The 22,145-nt window shown below is 40.9% G+C and carries 21 protein-coding genes; 20 read left to right on the forward strand and 1 reads right to left on the reverse strand.

The genetic code is table 11. From position 1 onward, the window contains the following. The 8 genes from def to GPDM_RS09130 are packed head-to-tail and all read left to right on the forward strand — an operon-like array spanning position 1 to position 7,751. Positions 1-513, forward strand: a complete 513-nt coding sequence (gene def / locus GPDM_RS09095) for a peptide deformylase (protein WP_008430794.1) — start codon at positions 1-3, stop codon at positions 511-513. Then, positions 510-1,442, forward strand: coding sequence for a methionyl-tRNA formyltransferase (gene fmt / locus GPDM_RS09100; RefSeq protein ID WP_008430795.1), 933 nt, complete (start codon positions 510-512; stop codon positions 1,440-1,442). Before def ends, fmt begins: the two co-directional genes overlap by 4 nt. Beyond that, entirely contained in the window at positions 1,439-2,791 is a 1,353-nt protein-coding gene (gene rsmB, locus GPDM_RS09105; RefSeq protein WP_008430797.1) for a 16S rRNA (cytosine(967)-C(5))-methyltransferase RsmB, read from the forward strand. Before fmt ends, rsmB begins: the two co-directional genes overlap by 4 nt. A 21-nt stretch (positions 2,792-2,812) precedes the next feature. Beyond that, positions 2,813-3,562 carry a Stp1/IreP family PP2C-type Ser/Thr phosphatase gene (locus tag GPDM_RS09110; protein ID WP_008430798.1) on the forward strand — a complete coding sequence of 250 codons (750 nt, stop codon included), beginning with the start codon at positions 2,813-2,815 and terminating at the stop codon, positions 3,560-3,562. 2 nt (positions 3,563-3,564) lie between these two features. Continuing rightward, the gene (gene pknB, locus GPDM_RS09115; RefSeq protein ID WP_008430800.1) at positions 3,565-5,538 is read left to right on the forward strand and encodes a Stk1 family PASTA domain-containing Ser/Thr kinase; all 1,974 of its coding nucleotides are present in this window, start codon (positions 3,565-3,567) and stop codon (positions 5,536-5,538) included. A gap of 20 nt (positions 5,539-5,558) precedes the next feature. Next, the gene (rsgA, locus tag GPDM_RS09120) at positions 5,559-6,455 is read left to right on the forward strand and encodes a ribosome small subunit-dependent GTPase A (RefSeq protein ID WP_008430801.1); all 897 of its coding nucleotides are present in this window, start codon (positions 5,559-5,561) and stop codon (positions 6,453-6,455) included. Next, complete coding sequence (rpe, locus tag GPDM_RS09125; RefSeq protein WP_008430802.1) at positions 6,448-7,113, forward strand: ribulose-phosphate 3-epimerase; 666 nt, start codon at positions 6,448-6,450, stop codon at positions 7,111-7,113. Before rsgA ends, rpe begins: the two co-directional genes overlap by 8 nt. Further along, the gene (locus tag GPDM_RS09130) at positions 7,110-7,751 is read left to right on the forward strand and encodes a thiamine diphosphokinase (protein WP_008430804.1); all 642 of its coding nucleotides are present in this window, start codon (positions 7,110-7,112) and stop codon (positions 7,749-7,751) included. Before rpe ends, GPDM_RS09130 begins: the two co-directional genes overlap by 4 nt. 151 nt (positions 7,752-7,902) lie before the next feature. On the opposite strand, the gene rpmB is transcribed toward GPDM_RS09130, so the two are convergent. After that, the gene (gene rpmB, locus GPDM_RS09135) at positions 7,903-8,091 is read right to left on the reverse strand and encodes a 50S ribosomal protein L28 (protein ID WP_006828787.1); all 189 of its coding nucleotides are present in this window, start codon (positions 8,089-8,091) and stop codon (positions 7,903-7,905) included. A 220-nt stretch (positions 8,092-8,311) separates the two neighbouring features. Between rpmB and GPDM_RS09140 the strand changes: the two genes are divergently transcribed. From GPDM_RS09140 to smc, 12 genes are all read left to right on the forward strand, one after another. Further along, on the forward strand, positions 8,312-8,674 hold the full coding sequence (locus GPDM_RS09140; protein ID WP_008430809.1) for an Asp23/Gls24 family envelope stress response protein: 363 nt from the start codon (positions 8,312-8,314) through the stop codon (positions 8,672-8,674). Between the two features lie 18 nt (positions 8,675-8,692). Further along, positions 8,693-10,345 carry a DAK2 domain-containing protein gene (locus GPDM_RS09145; RefSeq protein ID WP_008430810.1) on the forward strand — a complete coding sequence of 551 codons (1,653 nt, stop codon included), beginning with the start codon at positions 8,693-8,695 and terminating at the stop codon, positions 10,343-10,345. Between the two features lie 132 nt (positions 10,346-10,477). Next, positions 10,478-11,140: an L-serine ammonia-lyase, iron-sulfur-dependent subunit beta gene (sdaAB, locus tag GPDM_RS09150; protein ID WP_008430811.1), complete on the forward strand. Its 663-nt coding sequence runs from the start codon at positions 10,478-10,480 to the stop codon at positions 11,138-11,140. A gap of 16 nt (positions 11,141-11,156) precedes the next feature. Beyond that, on the forward strand, positions 11,157-12,056 hold the full coding sequence (gene sdaAA / locus GPDM_RS09155; RefSeq protein ID WP_008430813.1) for an L-serine ammonia-lyase, iron-sulfur-dependent, subunit alpha: 900 nt from the start codon (positions 11,157-11,159) through the stop codon (positions 12,054-12,056). Then, positions 12,046-14,088, forward strand: coding sequence for an ATP-dependent DNA helicase RecG (gene recG, locus GPDM_RS09160; RefSeq protein ID WP_039863253.1), 2,043 nt, complete (start codon positions 12,046-12,048; stop codon positions 14,086-14,088). The genes sdaAA and recG overlap by 11 nt, the downstream gene beginning before the upstream one ends. An 89-nt stretch (positions 14,089-14,177) precedes the next feature. Continuing rightward, positions 14,178-14,762, forward strand: coding sequence for a transcription factor FapR (gene fapR / locus GPDM_RS09165; protein ID WP_008430816.1), 585 nt, complete (start codon positions 14,178-14,180; stop codon positions 14,760-14,762). Then, positions 14,759-15,757, forward strand: coding sequence for a phosphate acyltransferase PlsX (gene plsX, locus GPDM_RS09170; protein ID WP_008430818.1), 999 nt, complete (start codon positions 14,759-14,761; stop codon positions 15,755-15,757). Before fapR ends, plsX begins: the two co-directional genes overlap by 4 nt. Continuing rightward, on the forward strand, positions 15,747-16,685 hold the full coding sequence (gene fabD, locus GPDM_RS09175) for an ACP S-malonyltransferase (RefSeq protein ID WP_008430821.1): 939 nt from the start codon (positions 15,747-15,749) through the stop codon (positions 16,683-16,685). Before plsX ends, fabD begins: the two co-directional genes overlap by 11 nt. Further along, positions 16,682-17,428, forward strand: coding sequence for a 3-oxoacyl-[acyl-carrier-protein] reductase (gene fabG, locus GPDM_RS09180; protein ID WP_008430822.1), 747 nt, complete (start codon positions 16,682-16,684; stop codon positions 17,426-17,428). Before fabD ends, fabG begins: the two co-directional genes overlap by 4 nt. A 39-nt stretch (positions 17,429-17,467) precedes the next feature. Beyond that, complete coding sequence (locus tag GPDM_RS09185; protein ID WP_008430824.1) at positions 17,468-17,701, forward strand: acyl carrier protein; 234 nt, start codon at positions 17,468-17,470, stop codon at positions 17,699-17,701. 121 nt (positions 17,702-17,822) lie between these two features. After that, positions 17,823-18,578: a ribonuclease III gene (rnc, locus tag GPDM_RS09190; RefSeq protein WP_008430826.1), complete on the forward strand. Its 756-nt coding sequence runs from the start codon at positions 17,823-17,825 to the stop codon at positions 18,576-18,578. Between the two features lie 2 nt (positions 18,579-18,580). Next, positions 18,581-22,129 carry a chromosome segregation protein SMC gene (gene smc / locus GPDM_RS09195; RefSeq protein WP_008430828.1) on the forward strand — a complete coding sequence of 1,183 codons (3,549 nt, stop codon included), beginning with the start codon at positions 18,581-18,583 and terminating at the stop codon, positions 22,127-22,129. The last annotated feature ends 16 nt before the right edge of the window (positions 22,130-22,145 follow it).

A 22,145-nucleotide genomic window follows, 5' to 3' on the forward strand; every position in this document is an offset into this window, starting at 1 on the left:
ATGGCAATTCGAACGGTTGTAAAACACCCAAACAAAGTACTCGAAACAAACTGTGAACCTGTAACGGTTTTTGATAAAAACTTATCGGTTCTTTTAGATGATATGCATGAAACAATGGTGGAATCGGATGGCGTCGGAATTGCTGCACCTCAAGTAGGAGAAGCGGTTCGCGTAGCTATTGTCGACTTTCGTGAAGGTCAAGAGCCGATCGAAATGGTCAACCCCGAGCTGGTGCTGTTTGAAGGCGCAGAAACGGATATTGAAGGTTGCTTAAGTTTTCCGGGAATTTTTGGGGAAGTAGAACGTTATGACCACATTAAGATTAAAGCACAAGAACGGGACGGTTCATGGTACGAGTTAGAGGCAGAAGGTTATGAAGCTCGTGCAATTCTACATGAAATGGACCATTTAGACGGTGTATTGTTTACGAGTAAAATCACGAAATACGTGACACAGGAAGAGTTGGATGAAATGATTCGCCAACAGGAAGAAGAAGAGGAGGAGCAGGCTTGACCAAAATTATATTTATGGGCACACCTGCCTTTTCGGCACCGATTTTGCGTATGCTAGTCGAAGAAGGCTATGAAGTAATTTCAGTGGTAACGCAGCCAGACCGACCTGTTGGAAGAAAAAAAGTGATGACGGCAACACCTGTCAAAGAAGAGGCATTGCGTCTTGGTTTGCCGATTTATCAGCCAGAAAAGTTAAAAAACAAAGATGAGCTTCAACACGTATTGGATATGGGTGCGGACTTGATTGTCACGGCAGCATTTGGTCAAATTTTACCGAGTGAATTGTTAGAAGCACCAAGTCTAGGTGCAATCAATGTGCATGCGTCACTACTTCCGGAATATCGTGGGGGAGCACCGATTCACCAATCAATCATTGATGGACAAGATAAAACGGGTGTCACCATTATGTATATGGTAGATCGATTAGATGCAGGTGATATTATTTCCCAAGTAACTGTGCCGATTGAAGAACAAGACCATACTGGGAGTATGTTCGAAAAATTGAGCATTGCAGGCCGTGATTTATTGAAATCCACATTGCCATCGATCATTGCAGGCACCAACAAACGCATTCCACAAGACGAGCAATTGGTGACGTATGCCCGCAATATTTCGCGTGAGCAAGAACGGATTGATTGGTCACAATCAGCGACAGCAATTTACAACCAAGTTCGTGGGTTACATCCGTGGCCTGTTGCGTATACAAGTGTTAACGGTGCCACTATAAAAATTTGGTGGACAGAAAAAACAGCTTCTAGCGCTAAAGGTCAAACAGGAGAAGTTGTTGAGCTGACTGAGGATGCTATTTTAGTGCAAACAGGCGAAGGGGTTTTAGCAATTACCGAATTGCAACCAGCTGGAAAAAAACGCATGACAGCAAAAGATTATTTAAAAGGACCTAAAATCCAGGTGGGAGATTTATTCGAATGAAAAACAAAAAACTACAAGGCAATGTTCGCGATGCAGCGTTTTCGATTCTATGGGCAGTTGAAAACAAACAAGCTTACAGCAACCTATTACTTCACCAAACCATCGAAAGTTATGGAATTGCAGCTAAAAACAGAGGGTTATTAACAGAAATTACGTACGGTACGTTGCAGCATCAAATGACGCTAGACTATTATTTAGAACCTTATTTAAAAGGGAAAATCGAATCGTGGGTCAAAATTTTATTGAGATTGTCACTGTATCAAATTGTTTATTTAGACCGAATTCCAGCACATGCGGTTGTTCACGAAGCGGTTGAAATTGCTAAGCGTCGCGGGCACGGCGGTGTGGCTTCTGTTGTAAACGGCGTTTTACGCTCGGTTCAGCGGAGCGGTGTGCGTTCATTTAATACGATTAGCGATCCTTACGAAAAAATTTCAATCGAAACGAGCCACCCAGAATGGATGATCAGACGGTGGGCAGAGCAATTTGGTTTAGAAAAAACACGTGAAATGGCGTTAGAGAACAACAAAACCCCATTGCAAACAGTACGTGTAAATACAGTTCGAGCAACAGTTGAAGAAGCTATTGAAATGCTCGAATCGGAAGAATTAGAAGCAGAACCAAGTAAAATGATTCCAGAATGTTTAGTTGTTACAAATGGTCAGCCTGCGCGTACCACTACTTTTGAAAAAGGCTTTATTACGATTCAAGATGAAAGTTCTATGCTGCCAGCTTATGCATTGCAAGTAGAGCCAGGAATGACGGTTCTTGATATGTGTGCAGCACCAGGTGGCAAAACGACGCATATTGCTGAAAAAATGAACAATAGCGGAACATTATACGCACTGGATTTACATCAGCATAAAGTGAAATTAATAGATGAAAATGCTGAGCGACTCGGACATACCGTCATCGAAACAACTGTGGGCGACGGCAAACAAAGTGTAGAGCGTTTTGGCGAGGAAAAATTCGACCGCATTTTAGTGGATGCTCCTTGCAGTGGTTTAGGTGTTATTAAACGCAAACCAGATATCAAATACACAAAAAAAGAACAAGATTTTGCTCGTTTGCAGGAAATTCAAATTGAATTATTAGACCAGGCAGCTCGTCTTTTAAAAGAAGACGGCATACTTGTTTACAGTACTTGTACAGTAGATGCTGTTGAAAATAGAGGAACTGCAGAACGATTTTTAAAAGAGCATCCTGAAATGGAAAAAATTCAGGTAGCATTGCCTGATTTAATGGGTATCAAACATACAGGCTTTGTCCAAGTATTCCCACAAGATTATGGGAGTGACGGCTTTTTCATCGCTGCTTTTAAAAAAATCCAAAAAACTGCATTAGCTTAAAGAAGATCGGGGTGTCGTGATTTGTTTGAGTATGTGATCGAGAGTGATACAGGTAAAATTCGTGTAGTAAATGAAGACAGTGTGGCGGTACTTAAACGACCAGACGGCTTAATGTTAGCAATTGTAGCAGATGGCATGGGTGGTCATAAAGCTGGAGACGTCGCTAGTAAAATGACTGTCGATCGATTGAGTCAATATTTTTTGGAAGATGAAGACGCTTCATTTTTGACGCTCGACAACAGACGGCAGTGGCTGTCTGATCGTGTTAAAACGATAAATCGCTTAGTATTTGATCATGCATCGGCAAATCCAGAGTGCAAAGGCATGGGTACAACGTTGATCGCAGCATTGATCAAAGATGGCGAAGGTGTTTTATGCCATATTGGCGATAGTCGAGCTTATCTTATTGGGGAATCGATCAAGCAACTTACACGTGACCATTCTTATGTAAATGTGCTTGTTGATAGTGGTGAAATCAGTCAAGAAGAAGCAGAGGCGCACCCAAAGAAAAATTGGATTGTTCGTGCACTTGGGACTGAATCGCGTATAGAAAGAGAAATGATTGATTTTTCATTTACAGATTCTCCGTATTTGTTAATTTGTTCAGACGGATTAAGCAACAAAATACCGCAAGAAGAACTTGCTTCTATTGTTCGCTCTGCAGCTCCTTTATCTCAAAAAGGTCAGGAATTAGTAAGTCTGGCTAACGACCTTGGTGGAGAAGATAATATTTCGTTAATTCTTCTATCCTCTATGGATAAGGAGGTATAAAAATGTTGATAGGAAAAAGTATCAACGGCCGCTATAAGATCAAGGATTTAATCGGTGGTGGTGGTATGTCTAATGTCTATTTGGCGCATGATATGATTTTGGATCGAGATATAGCGATTAAGATATTGCGATATGACTTTTCAAATGAAGAAGAATTACGCAGACGTTTCCAAAGAGAGGCATTATCCACTACTAGTTTGGCGCACCCAAATATCGTAAACATTTTTGATGTGGGCGAGGACGGTCCTATTCATTATTTAGTAATGGAATATGTTCCGGGAAAAACGCTGAAAGATTACATAATCGAACATTCACCAGTCTCACCTGAGCGGGCAGTGGAGATTATGAAGCAGTTAGCCTCGGCTTTAGCACATGCTCATCACAACCAAATTGTCCACCGGGATATTAAACCACAAAACATTTTGATGGATGATCATGGCAATGTGAAAATATCTGATTTCGGTATTGCTATGGCATTAAGTGCGACATCCTATACACAAACAAATTCCGTTTTGGGAACGGTTCATTATTTATCTCCCGAACAGGCTCGAGGCGGAACAGCTAATAAAAAATCCGATATTTACTCACTCGGCATTGTAATGTACGAATTGATCACAGGAAAGCTGCCATTTTCAGGTGAATCAGCTGTTTCAATTGCGTTAAAACATCTACAGACCGAAACCCCATCTTTGCGCGATACCGTTCCTTCGCTGCCGCAAAGTTTAGAAAATATCGTTTTAAAAGCTACTGCAAAAAACTTAGAACATCGCTATCAGTCGGCTGATGAAATGGAAGAGGATCTTAATACGGCATTATTACCTGAACGTCTACATGAACCAAAGTTTATGGTGCCTGTCGACCAAGATGAAACGCGTGCTATGCCTGCCATTAAAGATTCGGCAGTCTATGCAAATGTTGAAGAGTCAAAAACAATGCCCTTACCGGTAAATGATACTGAAACTGAACAAAAAGTTCCTGTAAAAAAGAAGCGAAAAAAATGGCCTTGGATTATCGGTGTGTTGTCGTTCTTATTGGTAGCTGGACTAATACAAGCAATCGCATTTCCGGGACTTTTTGAACCGCGACAAGTAGCTGTACCGGATGTTTCTGGCATGGAGCATACAGAAGCTGTAGAAGAACTACAAGCCAGCGGTTTTGTTGTAGGTGAAGAAACCGAAGAGTTTTCAGAAGAAATTACGGACAACCACATTATCCGAACCATTCCAGAAGCAGGGAAAATGAGAGATCGCGAATCAGCGATTCAGCTCTTCGTCAGCAAAGGAAAAGAAAAAGTTGAAATGACTGATTTTGTCGGTACAATGCTTGAAGATGCTTTAACCGATTTAGAAGCGAAAAATTTTGCGCCGGCTAATACTACAGAAGAGTTTTCCGATGAACCGGTCGGGACAATTTTAAACCAGCGCCCAGCAGCTGGAGAAGAAGTCATTATAAGTGAAACCGATGTTGAATTTATCGTCAGCAAAGGGAAAGACTTGCGCAATGTCGAAGATTTGACCGGATTCACTGAGGAAAATCTTAATGATTATGCTCGTTCTTCAGGCTTTAATATCCGAATTGTGTCTGAACAAGCATCTAGTGAGGTTGAAGCTGGAAAAGTAATGTCTCAAACCCCTGCTGCAGGAGAACAACTTGAAGCAGGAAGCACAATTGAAGTAACCTTGTCTTCAGGCGTGGCTGAACAACCTATGAAAACATACATTCATACAGTGACCATTCCGTATGAACCAGCTGAACCAGTTGAAGAAGGCGAAGAGCCGGTTGAGCAGACCATTCAAGTTTATATACAAGACAATACCAATACTATGGTAGAGCCAGTTGAAGAATTTAAAATTACCGAAGATAAATCTCACCAGATTGAACTGCAAATTGCTGAAGGCGAAAGTGCATCTTATCGAATTGTCCGAGATTCAACGATTATATTAGAAGAAACTTTTGAGTACTCAAGTGTGGAATAAGCGATGAATGGAGTGAAACGATGCCGAAAGGTCAAATCAGAAAAGCATTAAGCGGGTTCTATTATGTATTAGATGAAGATGGAGAGCGATATACGCAATGTCGTGGTCGCGGTGTTTTTCGTAATCGTCAAATCACACCGTTAGTTGGCGATTACGTCGACTATAAAGCAGATAATGAATTAGAAGGTACTATTTTACATGTGTACGATCGGAAAAACGAATTGGTACGACCGCCAATTGCGAATGTAGATCAAGCAATTTTGGTGTTTTCAGCGAAACAACCAGATTTTCATCCGTTACTGCTAGACCGCTTTTTAACAGCGATTGAATCGCATTCAATTCAACCGGTCATTTGTTTAACAAAAATGGATTTGCTGAAAGAAGAAGAAAAAGAAAAAATTCAACAGTATATTAAAGATTACGAAAAAATTGGTTATGAAGTCATTCCTACTTTTATTGACGATCCGGCATTAAAAGATCGGTTAATGCCGGTACTTGAAGGGAAAATCAGCGTGCTTGCTGGGCAATCGGGAGTTGGGAAATCTACGATGCTCAACACCATCTTACCGTCGTTAGAATTAAAAACAGATGATATTTCGAAAGCCTTAAACCGAGGCAAACATACGACACGTCACGTAGAGCTAATCGCCGTTAATAATGGCTTACTAGCTGATACGCCTGGGTTTAGTTCATTCGATTTTGAAACGATGGAACGAGAAGAGTTGTCGGCTTGTTTTCCAGAGTTTGCAGCGCGTTCGAACGCATGTAAATTCCGGGAATGCTTGCATTTGAATGAACCCAAATGTGCCATTAAAGCAGCAGTTGAAGCGAAAGAAATACCGGATTATCGCTATAAACATTACTTGAAGTTTTTAGAAGAAATTATGAGTCGAAAGCCGAGGTATTCAAATGATTAAAATTGCACCGTCTATTTTAGCAGCAGATTTCGCGAAACTTGGAGAAGAAGTGGTAGAAGTAGAAAAAGCAGGAGCAGATTGGATTCATGTAGATGTCATGGACGGCCATTTCGTTCCTAATATTTCATTTGGTGCGATTGTGCTAAATGCCATTCGCCCGCTAACAAAATTGCCAATGGATGTTCACTTAATGATTGAAAATCCAGATCTATATATTGAAGAATTTGGAAAAGCGGGGGCTGACTATATTACCGTACACGTAGAAGCATGTCCTCATTTGCACCGGACAATTCAATTGATTCGTTCATTTGGTGTGAAACCAGGGGTTGTATTAAATCCACATACGCCAATCGAAACGATTCAGCATATTCTTGAGGATATCGATCTCGTCCTATTTATGACAGTCAATCCTGGATTCGGGGGACAGAAATTTATCCATTCGGTTGTTCCGAAAGTAAAACAACTGTCTGACATCATTAAAGAAAAAGAGCTATCAATCGAAATTGAAATTGATGGTGGTATTAACGAAGAAACCATCGTAGCTTGTGCAGAAGCAGGGGCAACGGTTTTTGTGGCAGGTTCAGCTATCTATAGCAAAAAAGACCGTGCAGAAGCTCTTCAAGCAATTAGGAAAGCGGGAGAAGAGGCGATTTCGTGAATGTCATTTTAATCGCAGGAGGTCCGGCAGATGAACTGCCGGATTTCTCTTTATTTCCTAACGCTAGTTATATAGGTGTTGATTCCGGGACGCTTGCGTTACTCGAAAGAGGCATTCATCCGGTAGCCGCTGTTGGAGATTTCGACTCGGTATCAGCGGATGACTATGAAAAAATTCGATTTGCTTTTCCTGATTTGGCACGATCGCCTTCAGAAAAAGATCAATCGGATACAGAGCTAGGACTTGAAAAAGCGATGACCTATCACCCGGAACAAGTCATACTTGCCGGTGTCACCGGTGGGCGCTTGGATCATTACATGAGCGTCTTGCATATCGTCTATCATTATCAACAAAAATTTCCCGAAACTCGCTTTAGTTTAGTAAACAACCAAAATCAAATTCGGTTTTTAAGTCCAGGCACGCATGAGCTTGAAAAAGACACACGTTACCGTTATGTGTCTTTTTATCCTTTTGCAGAAGAAGTTCAAGGTTTAACGTTATCGGGCTTTAAATACCCTGTAACAAGTGAATACCTTCCTTTTGGGACGACTCGCTTTGTCAGCAATGAACTTTTAGGACGTGGAACTGTCAAGATAGACAGTGGCTATTGTTTACTCGTTGAAAGTTCAGATGCATAGAGCAGGCTTTTCTATTCGTTAAATAAAAGGGCACAGAAAAACAACTTGTTTTTCTGTGCCTTTTTTAGATGCATTTTTAAATCAGGTAAAACTTTAAACCACGAAAAAATGCCAGGCTGATTAAATCAGCACTGGCATTATCCATGAGCGATTATACGCGCTCAACTTTTCCTGATTTCATGGCTCTTGCAGAAACCCATACACGTTTCGGTTTACCGTCTACAAGGATGCGAACTTTTTGAAGGTTTGCTCCCCATGTACGTTTTGTCGAATTCATTGCGTGCGAACGGGCATTTCCGGCGCGAGCTTTACGTCCACTAACTGCACATACTTTAGGCATGTAAGTCCCTCCTCACAAGTGAAGCTGAAAATTATAATAGAATTTCAGTTCGTTTTTCGTTTCACATACTTTAATAATTTACCACAGACAAATCGCGTTTGCAACTATATTTGAAGGTCTTTAAAGAAAAAAACCTTTACACCTTAAAACGGTGGCTTTTCATCTATAAGTCTTTAAGGTAGAATGGTAAGAGTGAAATAGGACTCAAGGAGGAATTTCCATGTCGATTGAATTAAAGAACGAATACGGTCAAATCGATATTTCCAATGATGTAGTTGCTCAAATAGCAGGCGGCGCAGCGATTGAATGTTACGGTATTGTAGGCATGGCGACGAAACACCAAATACGTGATGGTCTAACAGATATACTCCGCAAAGAAAATTTTGCAAAAGGAGTTATTGTGCGACAAGAAGATGAAAATTTGGTTATTGATATGTATGTCATTATTAGCTACGGAACGAAAATTTCTGAAGTGGCTTATCAAGTCCAGTCCAAAGTAAAATACACAATTACACAAACATTGGGTATGTCAGTAAAAGCAGTAAATATTTTTGTCCAAGGAGTTCGCGTAACGAACCCGTAGGAGGAGGAAGAAACGGATATGAAGTCATTAAATGGCGTGAAGTTCGCAGAAATGGTTCAGATGGGATCTCACCATCTTTTTCAAAATGCGGACTATGTTGATGCATTAAATGTTTTCCCGGTACCTGATGGCGACACAGGAACCAATATGAATTTGTCGATGACTTCTGGAGCGAAAGAAACAACTGCTCAAGCAGATGCTCATATTGGCAAAACAGCAGGAGCTTTATCTAAAGGGTTATTAATGGGAGCGCGTGGAAACTCAGGCGTTATTTTGTCACAGCTTTTTAGAGGTTTTGGTAAATACATTGCTTCAGAATCGGAATTGACTGTACTTAAATTTGCTGAAGCTCTACAACACGGTGTTGAAACTGCTTATAAAGCCGTGATGAAACCAGTTGAAGGTACAATTTTAACAGTTGCAAAAGATGCAGCTGCTAAAGGGATGGAAATAGCGAAAACGGAAGAAGACATCATTGCTTTTTTTGAAGCTGTAGTAACTGAAGCACAAGCTTCTTTAGAGCGTACACCTGACTTATTGCCAGTGTTAAAAGAAGTTGGCGTAGTAGACAGTGGCGGTCAGGGGCTTGTTTATGTGTACGAAGGATTCCTCGCTTCACTTAAAGGCGAAGAACTGCCAGAAAAACATGCGCATCATTCGATGACAGATCTAGTGAGTGCAGAACACCATAAAAATATTGCCGGTTTCATGGATACAGCTGATATCGAATTTGGCTATTGCACAGAGTTTATGGTGAAGTTTGAAGAAGGCAAAAAAGAATTTAATGAAGCTATGTTCCGTTCAGACTTGAGTGGGTACGGAGATTCGTTACTAGTCATCGCTGATGATGAAGTTGCGAAAATTCACATCCATTCAGAAGAACCCGGAAAAGTGCTTACATATGGTCAAGATTACGGAAGCTTGATCAGTATGAAAATCGAAAATATGCGTCAACAGCATATCGATATTGTAGGCGAAGATTTCCAAAAAAGCGCACCTGAAAAACAAGCTACGCATCCTTATGCAGTCGTAACGGTTGCAATGGGCGAAGGAATTGCTGAATTATTGCGCAGTATCGGAGCTTCATATGTGATTGAAGGCGGACAAACAATGAATCCTTCAACAGAAGATATTGTGAACGCTGTTAAGTCGATTGGTGCAGAACGCGTGCTTATTTTGCCTAACAATAAAAACATCATTATGGCTGCAGAACAAGCAGCTGAACTTTTAGACATTGAAGCGGCTGTAGTTCCGACAACAGATGTACCTCAAGGTATGTCAGCATTGCTTGCTTTTAATCCAGGAGCATCTGTGGAAGATAACCAAGCGTCAATGGCAAGTGCTTCGAAACATGTGAAATCAGGTTCTGTCACGTTTGCAGTCCGTGATACATCGATCGATGGTGTTGAAATTAAAAAAGATGATTTCATGGGTATTTCTGAAGGAAAGATTATTGTTTCTGACAGTAAGCTTGAATATGTTACAGAAGAACTGGCTAAAAAATTAGTGGATAGCGAATCTGAAATCGTCACAATTCTTTACGGAGAAGATACGACAGAAGCTGATGCTCAAAAATTAGGCGAATTCATCGAGTCGTTAAATAGCGATGTTGAAGTTGAAATTCATAACGGCAAGCAACCTTTGTATCCATTTATCCTAGCGGTAGAATAAATTTCTTTACGTTAGTGGAATATCGTCAAAAGCTAAGGCGCATACGAATGTATGCGCTTTTTTATTTTTGTGAAATATGTCAAAATCATGTACACTAACAGTATACGTAACCGAAAGTGAGGGGTTTGAGCCATGAAGTTCAAATCTGTTTTTGATATAATCGGCCCGGTCATGATTGGGCCATCTTCTTCGCATACTGCGGGAGCAGCCCGCATCGGAAGAGTAGCGAGGGATTTGTTTGGTAGACAACCGGATTGGGCGAAAGTGCACCTTTACGGTTCTTTTGCAGAAACTTATAAAGGCCACAGTACAGATGTGGCAATCATTGGTGGATTATTAGATTACGATACCTTTGATGAACGCATCAAAACTTCTTTTGAAGAAGCACGAAATGCAGGAATGACGTTTGAGTTTATTCCTGAAACAGGTCATGTCGATCACCCAAATACCGCACGTATCGTCATTGGTGACAAAGATTCTGAAATGTCGATGATGGGTATTTCAATTGGTGGCGGTAAAATTGAAATAACAGAGCTTAACGGATTTCCTCTTCGACTGTCGGGGAATCATCCGGCGATTCTAGTCGTCCATGAAGATCGTTCAGGGTGTATCGCAAATGTAGCTAATTGCCTGTATAAATACAATATCAACATTGGTCATATGGAAGTTTCCCGAAAAGAAAGAGGACATATGGCATTGATGGTTATTGAAGTCGATCAAAATGTGGATAAAGAAGTGATGGAAGATTTACGAAAACTTCCGAATATCACGCAAGTGACAAGAATCGCCGATTAAATTGGAGGGCTAAACCATGGAAGCTTTATTCCGTAATGTAAGAGAATTGGTTGAACGAGCTGAAAAAGAAGAAAAACTGATTTCAGAAATCATGATTGAGCAGGAAATGCTTATGACCGATCGTTCACGTGAAGATATAATGATTCAAATGGACCGCAATTTAACGGTCATGGAAGAAGCGGTAGAAAAAGGATTAAAAGGTGTTCATTCCGTATCTGGATTAACGGGTGGAGATGCAGTGCTATTGCAAAAATACCGTGAAACCGGGAATGCGCTTTCAGGAGATTTACTGCTTGATGCAGTAAGTAAAGCTGTTGCGACAAATGAAGTTAACGCAGCAATGGGCACGATTTGTGCAACGCCAACAGCTGGTTCAGCAGGCGTTGTACCGGGCACATTATTTGCAGTGCAAAACAAGTTAAATCCAACACGCGAGCAAATGATCCGTTACTTATTTACGGCAGGTGCTTTTGGATTTGTTGTGGCTAACAATGCTTCGATTTCAGGCGCAGCTGGCGGATGCCAAGCAGAAGTTGGATCGGCAGCAGGTATGGCTTCAGCAGCAATTATTGAAATGGCAGGAGGCACTCCGCAACAAAGTTCGGAAGCCTTCGCAATTACGATGAAAAATATGCTTGGCCTCGTTTGCGATCCAGTGGCGGGATTAGTAGAAGTGCCTTGTGTAAAACGTAATGCAATGGGAGCGGCAAATGCAGTCGTAGCTGCTGACATGGCATTAGCGGGTGTAACGAGCCGTATTCCGTGTGATGAAGTAATTGGAGCGATGTTTGAAATCGGCCAATCAATGCCGAGTGCGTTAAGAGAAACCGCTAAAGGTGGACTTGCCGCAACTCCTACCGGAAGATGGCTTGAATCGAAAATTTTCGGAGGAGCAGTTGTTGGTAGTGGGCAGTAACGATTCTGTCGCCACATTAAAAGGAGTAGGCAAACAAGCTGCTGAAACTTTGCAGGAAATGAAAATTGAAACGCTCCATGATTTAATCATGACATTTCCGTATCGCCATGAAGATTTTCAATTAAAAGATTTGGCAGATACACCTCATAATGAACGTGTAACCGTGGAGGGAAGGGTCGAAAGTGAACCTTCCGTCCTTTTTTTAGGTAAGAACAAATCACGAACGCAAGTCCGTGTGTTGGTAGGTCGTCATTTAATAAAAGCGATTTTCTTTAATCAGCCGTATGTAAAAGCTAAATTGCATTTAGGTGAAATCATTACAGTAACCGGTAAATGGGATCGCGGAAGACAAGTGATTACCGTCTCTAGTCATACTATCGGACCGCGTACGAATGGCGCAGATTTTGAACCGGTGTATAGCTTGAAAGGCAGTATTCACCAAAAAACTTTCCGCAAACTAATGCGCCAAGCATTAGATTTAGTGAAAGAAGATATAGAAGATTGTTTACCAAAGTCGTTAGTTGATACTTATCAATTAGCGCCAATTCAAGATGCCTTAGAATGGGTTCATTTTCCGCCAGATGGTGAAAAAGTGAAACAAGCACGGAGACGTTTTGTTTATGAAGAATTATTGGTATTTCAGTTAAAAATGCAAGCCTTGCGTAAGAAAAACCGTGAAGAAGAAGGCGGTTCTTTTATCGATTACGACTTAGAGCAACTTAAAAAGTTTATCGAGTCTTTGCCATTTGATTTGACAGATGCTCAAAAACGAGTAGTCAATGAAATTTGCAAAGATATGAAAGAACCTTTCCGAATGAATCGACTATTGCAAGGAGATGTAGGTTCCGGAAAAACGGTCGTAGCGGCAATTGCATTATATGCAGCTTTCACGGCTGGATTGCAAGGTGCGTTGATGGCACCTACTGAAATATTAGCGGAACAACATGCCAATACATTAGAACAATGGTTCCGTCCGTTTTCATTGAATATCGCGCTGTTAACAGGTTCGGTTAAAGGCAAGAAACGGCAGTTAATATTGGAACAATTAGCGGCAGGCGAAATTGACTTGTTGATAGGGACACATGCTTTGATCCAACCGGAAGTGCGATTTGATAAATTAGGACTTGTCATTACAGATGAGCAGCACCGCTTTGGCGTAGACCAACGTCGCGTATTAAAAGACAAAGGCTATAATCCAGATGTTTTGTTTATGACAGCAACGCCAATTCCGCGAACATTAGCGATTTCTGCTTTTGGTGAAATGGATGTTTCGATTATCGATGAAATGCCCGTAGGACGAAAAGAAATTGAAACGTATTGGATGAAAAAAGAGATGTTTGGCAAAATTGTTGGGCGCATGGAAAAAGAGTTGGCGGCAGGCCGACAAGCGTATGTTATTTGCCCGCTGATTGAAGAGTCAGATAAACTGGATTATCAAAATGCAGTCGATTTGTTTCAACAACTGGCGATTTATTTTAAAGACCGTTTTACGGTCGGATTGATGCATGGTCGTTTGCATCCTGATGAAAAAGAACAAACGATGCGTGAGTTTTCGGAAGGTCAAGTCGATGTATTAGTATCCACAACTGTTGTGGAAGTTGGCGTGAATGTACCTAATGCATCATTTATGCTGATTTATGATGCGGAGCGTTTTGGTTTGTCTCAGCTTCACCAATTACGCGGACGTGTAGGACGCGGCAGTGAACAGTCTTATTGTGTGCTACTAGCAGATCCGAAAACAGAAATTGGGAAAGAACGTATGACGACTATGACAGAAACGAACGATGGCTTTGTGTTAGCAGAAAAAGATTTACAATTGAGAGGCCCGGGTGACTTTTTCGGGCGCAAGCAAAGTGGCATACCCGAATTTAAAATGGCGGATTTAATCCATGATTATCGGGCCCTTGAAGCGGCCAGAAAAGATGCTGAAAAACTAATTAGTAGTGAAGAATTTTGGCACGCAGATGATATGGCTTGTTTACGATTGCAAATTGAGCAATCAGGTGTATTGTCAGGTGGAAGACTCGATTAAGAATGCAAGGTATTAATTTTCCTTGCATTCTTTTTTTGTTATTTATATACTCATATTAGTACCAAGTGCTAATAGCGGGCGGTGACATAGTGAAAAGACCAAAAAAACAGCGACAACAAGCGTTAAAAGACTCGATTAAAGAAAATCCTTTTGTGACCGATGAAGAACTTTCAGTCACATTTAACGTAAGTGTGCAAACCATTCGATTAGACCGAATGGAGCTTGCCATTCCAGAATTGAGAGAGCGCATTAAACACGTTGCTGTAAAAACGTTTGAGGACGAAGTAAAATCGTTGCCAATTGATGAAGTAATTGGCGAGATTATTGATATTGAATTAGATAAAAAAGCAATTTCAATTTTCGACGTAAAACCAGAGCATGTTTTTCAACGGAACCAAATTGCCAGAGGTCATCATTTATTTGCTCAAGCCAATTCGTTGGCAGTAGCAGTAATGAACGAAGAATTGGCATTAACGGTAAAGTCGGAACTGCAGTTTTTGCGACCGGTAACGGCAGGACAGCGGATTGTTGCAAAAGCGGAAGTGATTGACAGTCACCCTGAAAAAAACAGGGCGTTTGTAAAAGTTACTTCTTCTGTTGAACAACAAACGGTTTTTATTGGTACGTTCGAAATGTATCGAATGACAGAACAAAGTGAAGGTGACGTAAAGTGAGAATAGCAGTAGATGCAATGGGCGGAGACAATGCCCCAAAAGAAATTATCGCGGGTGTCTATAAAGCGTTAGAAGAATTTACCGATATCGAAATTCAATTATATGGTCATGAAGATAAGATGAAAGAGTTTCTGAAGGAACATGATCGTCTAACAATCGTCCATTGTGAAGAAGTAATTACATCAGAAGATGATCCTGCACGTTCGGTAAAGCGGAAGAAAGATGCTTCGATGGTTCGAATGGCGCAAGCGGTAAAAGACGGAAATGCGGATGGCTGTGTGTCTGCAGGGAATACTGGAGCGCTTATGTCAGCAGGACTATTTATCGTCGGGCGTATTGACGGAGTAGATCGTCCTGCATTAGCTCCAACCTTGCCGACAATTGATAGCAAAGGGTTTGTCATGCTTGATTTAGGGGCCAATGCTGAAGCTAAGCCAGAACACCTTGTGCAGTATGCGATTATGGGCAGCATTTATGCTGAAAAAGTTCGCAGCATTAAAAATCCAACAGTGGGCTTGTTAAATATTGGAACTGAAGAGAAAAAAGGCAATGATTTAACAAAAGCTGCGTTTCCTTTATTAAAAGAAGCACCTGTTAATTTTATTGGCAACGTGGAGTCTCGTGATTTATTAAATGGCGTGGCGGATGTCGTTGTAACCGATGGCTTTACTGGCAATATGGTGCTAAAAACTATTGAAGGAACGGCAATGAATGTGTTTGCGATGATGAAAGATGTCTTCATGAGCTCAGTTAAAACAAAAGTAGCGGCTTTTCTTGTGAAAGATGACTTGAAAGGGTTAAAGGGCATGTTGGATTATAGCGAGTACGGTGGTGCCGGATTATTCGGCTTAAAAGCACCAGTTATAAAAGCACATGGCTCGTCAAATGCCAATGCCTTATTCAATGCGATACGCCAAACGCGTACCATGATTGAATTTGATGTAACAGGCACAATTTATAGTACGTTGAAAAAGGAGACATTACATGAAGACTAAGATTGCATTTATCTATCCAGGTCAAGGTTCGCAAACTGTTGGAATGGGCGAGAGCTTTTTAACAGACGACACGAGCCGTAATTTCTTTGAAAGTGCCAACCAAGCACTTGATTTAGATTTATCTAAGTTAATGCTAGAAGGTCCACAAGAAGAGTTGACGTTAACATATAACGCGCAACCAGCCCTTCTAACCGTAAGTTCGATGATTACAGAACGATTGATTCGGGCAGGGATTAGACCAGATTATACAGCTGGTCATAGTCTTGGCGAGTATAGCGCGCTTGTAACTTCGAATGTGTTAGAATTCCCAACAGCGGTAAACATTGTACATAAGCGTGGATTGTTTATGAATACGGCATTTCCAGCAGGTGAAGGAACTATGGCGGCTATTTTAGGTATGGAAAGTGATGAACTAGAAAAAGTAACAAATGAAGTGACAGATACGACAGGTGTCGTTCAATTAGCGAATTTAAATTGCCCTGGACAAATCGTGATTTCAGGAACAAAAGCAGGCGTTGAGCAAGCGTGTATCGTTGCTAAAGAACGCGGAGCTAAGCGTGCCATTCCACTTGATGTGAGCGGGCCGTTTCATTCGGAATTGATGCGTTCAGCGTCACAAGATTTAGCAAAAGAACTTAGCATGTCATTCTTGTTAGATGCGAAAGTACCTGTTATTTCAAACGTGACAGCAAAAGCAGAAACAAATGCGACGCAAATTCAAGATCTTCTCGTTCGTCAATTGTATTCTCCAGTGCTATGGGAACAGTCAGTGCGTGAAATGATTGATCTTGGTGTCACAGTATTTGTTGAAATAGGTCCAGGAAAAGTGTTGAGTGGATTAGTGAAGAAAATTGACCGTTCAGTTAAAACTTTGCCTGTCTATGACTTGGAGTCATTTGAAAAAGCGGTAGAGGAGTTGGCGAAATGAGTAAACTTGCAGGGAAAACAGCAATTATTACTGGCGGATCTCGTGGGATCGGGGCAGAAATAGCGCGTAAATTTGCAGCTGATGGTGCGAAAGTAGTTGTTAATTATAGCGGCAGTCAAGAAAAAGCTGAAGCGGTAGTGGCGGATATCGAAGCGAGCGGCGGTACTGCGATTGCAGTTAAAGCCAATGTATCGGATGCAGAATCGGTAAAAGCGATGGTTGATGAAACGATGAAGACTTTTGGGTCTGTCGATATTTTAGTGAATAATGCAGGCATCACGCGTGATAACTTAATGATGCGCATGAAAGATGATGAATGGGACGATGTTATCAACATCAACTTAAAAGGCGTATTTATTTGCACTAAAGCAGTGACGCGCCAAATGATGAAACAGCGTTCTGGACGAATTGTCAATATTGCTTCAATTGTGGGCGTAATGGGCAATGCCGGGCAAGCAAACTATGTTGCAGCAAAAGCGGGCGTTATTGGCTTAACGAAAACGACAGCGCGTGAACTTGCAAGTCGTGGAATTACAGCAAATGCTGTGGCTCCTGGCTTTATCACGACTGATATGACTGAACAATTAAGTGAAGAGGTTCAAAAAACGATGATGGGACAAATTCCATTAGGACGTTTTGGTGCACCAGAAGACGTTGCAAAAGCTGCATTGTTCTTAGCTTCAGATGATGCATCATATATGACAGGTCAAACGCTTCATCTTGACGGTGGCATGGTCATGTAGGTAATTTTTTGTATACTGATTTGAGGGGAGGTGACGACATTGTCAACAGTATTAGATAGAGTAACTAAAGTAATCGTGGATCGTCTAGGTGTAGAAGAAAGCGAAGTGAAACTTGAAGCTTCTTTCACAGGTGACCTAGGTGCAGATTCATTGGACGTAGTAGAACTTGTTATGGAACTTGAAGACGAGTTTGATATGGAAATTTCTGACGAAGACGCTGAAAACATGACTACAGTAGGCGACGCAGTAACGTATATCGAAAAGAAACAATAATACGTAAAACTATTGACGCACGATTGCTGTTATACTAAGCGATTGTGCGTCAATTCTCTTTTGCACATTAGTTGAAAAAAAGGTAAAATTGAAAGAAGTACACAAAGGAAGGCAGATAAAAATGGCGATAAATAGAAAAACAAATCATCAAAAGCCTGGCGTCTTAAAAGAAAGCGCTAAAGCAGCATTTGAACAATTGCAAAAAGAGCTGAATATCACATTCAAAAAGCCTACATTGCTGTATCAAGCTTTCACCCATTCATCTTATGTGAATGAGCATCGAAGAAAACAGTTTACCGATAACGAACGCCTGGAATTTTTAGGAGATGCTGTACTGGAATTATCCGTTTCGCATTACCTATACATGAAATATCCTGAAATGAGCGAAGGTGAATTGACGAAACTACGCGCAGCAATCGTTTGTGAACCTTCACTGGTTTTATTTGCTAATGAACTTGGGTTTGGCAAATACATCCTTTTAGGCAAAGGAGAAGAGTTGACTGGTGGCCGGACACGTCCAGCGCTACTAGCTGATGTTTTCGAATCGTATATTGGTGCTCTTTATCTCGATCAAGGATTAGAGCCTGTAGTGTCATTTTTGGAAATGGTGTTATTTCCGAAAGTAGATATCGGTGCTTTTTCGCATGTGATGGATTATAAGAGCCAATTGCAAGAATTGGTTCAGCAAAAAAATACAGGCACATTAAGTTATGAAATTATAGATGAAATCGGCCCGGCCCACAGTCGTGTATTTGTGACACGTGTATCTTTAGCAGATAGAGAACTTGGCGTTGGAAATGGTCGGTCGAAAAAAGAAGCGGAACAGCAAGCAGCTCAGCTGGCAATCCGTAAATTGCAGGAAGCGGCGGAGGAGTAATAATGTTTTTGAAAAGATTGGAAGTCATGGGGTTCAAGTCGTTTGCTGATCGAATTGGCATCGACTTTGTGCCCGGAGTAACAGCGGTTGTTGGACCAAACGGTAGCGGTAAAAGCAATGTTACCGATGCCATCCGTTGGGTGCTCGGAGAACAATCAGCAAAATCACTGCGCGGAGCTAAAATGGAAGATGTCATTTTTGCCGGAAGTGATTCGAGAAAACCGTTAAACTTTGCGGAAGTAACGTTAGTTCTAGATAATACAGATGGTCGAGTCCCTCTTGATTACAGCGAAGTCAGCGTAACGAGAAGGGTTTTTCGTAGTGGAGAAAGTGCGTATTTATTAAACAAGCAAAATTGCCGATTAAAAGATATTACAGACTTGTTCATGGATTCTGGCCTAGGAAAAGAAGCCTTTTCAATCATATCGCAAGGACGAGTAGATGAAATTCTAAATTCAAAAGCAGAAGAACGCAGATCTATTTTTGAAGAAGCGGCAGGCGTTTTAAAATACAAACAACGTAAGAAAAAAGCAGAAATCAAATTAAACGAAACCGATGAAAACTTGAACCGCGTGCTTGATATTTTGCATGAATTGGACGGCCGAATGGAACCGCTTCAAATTCAAGCTTCAACTGCTAGAGACTTTCTTGATATGAACGAACAACTAAAAGATGCGGATATTGCCTTACTAGCATATGATGCAGGAAACCTTGAAAAAGAATTGAGTCAGTTAGAAAACGAAGCTACATCGCACTCAAAAAAAGAACAGCAACTATCAACCGAAATTAATGACAAAGAGCGTCTTGTCGCTAAAACACGGAAGACGCTTTTTGATATGGACAGCAAGATAGATGGAGCGCAAAATGCTTTAGTCGAAGCTAGTGCTGAGACAGAAAAGTGGCAAGGGCGCAAATTATTAATGTCTGAGAAAAAGAGCAATGCGAATCGTCAGGCATTGCAATTGCAAGAAAATGTAGAGGCAGAAAAACAAGAAAACGAACTTTTAAAGAAAAAGCATAGCGAGCAACTAGCATTATTAGAAGAACGCAAAACTGAGCGTCACTCAATTCGAACTGCCATTCAGCAACTTGAAGAACAGCTAAACCGGACGCCAGCAGATATCGACAATGAAATCGAAAATTGCAAATCAATCTATATTGATTTGATGAATGAGCAAGCAACCGTTAAAAATGAGTTGAAAAATATTGGCTTGCAAGAACAACAATTAACAGAGTCTACCGGACGCATTAGTACGCAAAGAGCCGATTTTACAGCTGAACTTTCAAAGCTGAAAGCTGAAAAAGAACGAGCAGAAAAAGAGGTTCAAGAAGTTAGATTCACATTAGATAATAAACGTAAGCAATATAAAGAAAGTGAAGCTGCTTACCAACAACAAAAACAAGCTTTCGAGCAAAAACAATCAATGCTATTCCAGGCATACCAGTCACAAAAACAATTGGCAGCTCGTATTGAAACACTAGAAGAATTAGAAGCTGATTTTTCTGGCTTTTTCCAAGGTGTACGAGAAGTATTAGTAGCTCGTGAAAAAGATCAATTGCAAGGTATTAGAGGAGCGGTTGCTGAACTCGCTCAAGTAGAGAAAAACTATGCCAAAGCGATTGAAACAGCTTTAGGTGCTTCGAGTCAGCACATTGTAACTGAAAATGAACAACACGCTCGTGAAGCGATTGATTTTCTTCGTAAGAAAAGAGCAGGTCGTTCGACATTTCTTCCAATGACAGTTATGAAGCCGAGAATGATTCCTGAGCACACATTAGCGATGGTAAGTAAACACCCGGCATATATTAATATGGCATTCGAATTAGTTAGCTATGACCCACAATACGGCATGATTATTGAAAATCTACTGGGCAACGTAATTATTGCTGAGGACCTTAAAGGCGCAACAGCAATTGCCAAAGCCATAGGAAACCGTTTTCGTGTTGTGACACTTGAAGGCGACATCGTCAATGCAGGTGGATCTATGACGGGGGGAGCAAACAAAACACAAGCTTCTTTCTTTACGCGAAAAGCCGAGCTAGAGCAATTGCTTGTACAGGCGAAAGAGCTAGAAGAAACTATATTGACGGCTGAAAAAACAGTGCGTACAGAACAAGAAACAGTAAAAGCGGCGGAAGAAACAATTCGGATTTTGCAAACTGAAGGCGAAAAATATCGGGACCTAGAAGCGGAAAGCGCTATTTTGTTACGTGAAATAGAAGCCGTTTTAAAAACCACATTAGAACGATTTGATATTTTTGAAGCCGAACAAAAAAACAAAGAATACGATTTAACAGCGATCACAAAACGAAAAGAAACAGCCTCTACGCGTCTTGATAACATTGTCGGTGAATTAAACGACATTACCTTCAAAATCGACGAACTAACGTTATTTAAACAACAAAATGAGTCGGCGCGGGATCAAGTTCTAACAAAGTTAGCTGAACAAAAATCACTGTATGCCGTGACAAAAGAACGCGTTGCGCAATTGACTGCTAGTGAAGCAGAACTGTTTGAACGACTAGAAAAAAGTAAGCAAAAATTGCAAGATCATCAAAAAGAGTTGGAATGGATTCAGTCAGAAGAAGCGGCGAAAGTGTATTCTGATGAAGAAATTTTAAGAGAAATAAAAGCATGGTCTGCGAAAAAGCTTCAGATTCAACAAACAGTGAATGAAACAAAAGAACAACGCGCAAAAGAACAAAGTAACTTGAACAGTTTAGAAGAAAACCTAAAAGAACAACAACGTATTTACAAAGGGTATGTCGAAGCCCTTCGAATTTATGAAGTGAAATCGACACGTCTAGAAGTACAAATCCAAAGTTTTATCACGCAACTTGAAACCAATTATCAACTGACACTTGAGCAAGCAAAGCAATTTGAAATGATGGACGAAGAAGCCGCGGTCCGAAGAAAAGTGAAGCTACTCAAGCAATCAATAGAAGAATTGGGTCCTGTCCATGTTGGGGCAATTGAGGAATTTGACCATGTGTCTGATCGCCATGCCTTTTTAACTGAGCAGCGCGACGATTTAAATGAAGCAAAAGAAACATTGCGTACATTGATTCGCGAAATGGACGGCGAAATGACGAGTCGTTTTGATGAGACTTTCCATGCCATCCGTCTACAGTTTCAACGTGTGTTCAAAGAGTTATTCGGCGGTGGATCTGCAGACTTAGTGTTAACCAATCCTAAAGATATGTTAATGACAGGCGTCGAAATTATTGCGCAACCACCAGGTAAAAAACTGCAAAATTTGAGTTTATTATCAGGAGGAGAACGTGCACTGACAGCTATCGCTTTATTGTTCGCGATTTTGAATGTGCGTCCTGTTCCGTTTTGTGTACTAGATGAAGTAGAGGCGGCGCTTGATGAATCAAATGTCGTAAGGTACAGTCAATACTTGAAGAAATTCAGTGAAGACACGCAGTTTATCGTTATTACGCATCGTAAAGGAACAATGGAAGGTGCCGATGTTTTATATGGCATCACCATGCAAGAATCCGGAATTTCTAAATTGGTGTCAGTCAAGCTCGAAGAAAAAACCTGAAAAAGGAGTGTTTACC

It is taken from the genome of Planococcus donghaensis MPA1U2, assembly GCF_000189395.1.
Lineage (GTDB): Bacteria > Bacillota > Bacilli > Bacillales_A > Planococcaceae > Planococcus > Planococcus donghaensis_B.

Bases quoted from the DNA above. Each gene is read 5' to 3' on its own strand.
- def (WP_008430794.1), top strand. From the start codon at position 1: ATGGCAATTCGAACGGTTGTAAAACACCCAAACAAAGTACTCGAAACA.
- rsmB (WP_008430797.1), top strand. From the start codon at position 1,439: ATGAAAAACAAAAAACTACAAGGCAATGTTCGCGATGCAGCGTTTTCG.
- pknB (WP_008430800.1), top strand. From the start codon at position 3,565: ATGTTGATAGGAAAAAGTATCAACGGCCGCTATAAGATCAAGGATTTA.
- rsgA (WP_008430801.1), top strand. From the start codon at position 5,559: ATGCCGAAAGGTCAAATCAGAAAAGCATTAAGCGGGTTCTATTATGTA.
- rpe (WP_008430802.1), top strand. From the start codon at position 6,448: ATGATTAAAATTGCACCGTCTATTTTAGCAGCAGATTTCGCGAAACTT.
- rpmB (WP_006828787.1), bottom strand. From the start codon at position 8,091: ATGCCTAAAGTATGTGCAGTTAGTGGACGTAAAGCTCGCGCCGGAAAT.
- GPDM_RS09140 (WP_008430809.1), top strand. From the start codon at position 8,312: ATGTCGATTGAATTAAAGAACGAATACGGTCAAATCGATATTTCCAAT.
- GPDM_RS09145 (WP_008430810.1), top strand. From the start codon at position 8,693: ATGAAGTCATTAAATGGCGTGAAGTTCGCAGAAATGGTTCAGATGGGA.
- sdaAB (WP_008430811.1), top strand. From the start codon at position 10,478: ATGAAGTTCAAATCTGTTTTTGATATAATCGGCCCGGTCATGATTGGG.
- sdaAA (WP_008430813.1), top strand. From the start codon at position 11,157: ATGGAAGCTTTATTCCGTAATGTAAGAGAATTGGTTGAACGAGCTGAA.
- fabD (WP_008430821.1), top strand. From the start codon at position 15,747: ATGAAGACTAAGATTGCATTTATCTATCCAGGTCAAGGTTCGCAAACT.
- fabG (WP_008430822.1), top strand. From the start codon at position 16,682: ATGAGTAAACTTGCAGGGAAAACAGCAATTATTACTGGCGGATCTCGT.
- rnc (WP_008430826.1), top strand. From the start codon at position 17,823: ATGGCGATAAATAGAAAAACAAATCATCAAAAGCCTGGCGTCTTAAAA.
- smc (WP_008430828.1), top strand. From the start codon at position 18,581: ATGTTTTTGAAAAGATTGGAAGTCATGGGGTTCAAGTCGTTTGCTGAT.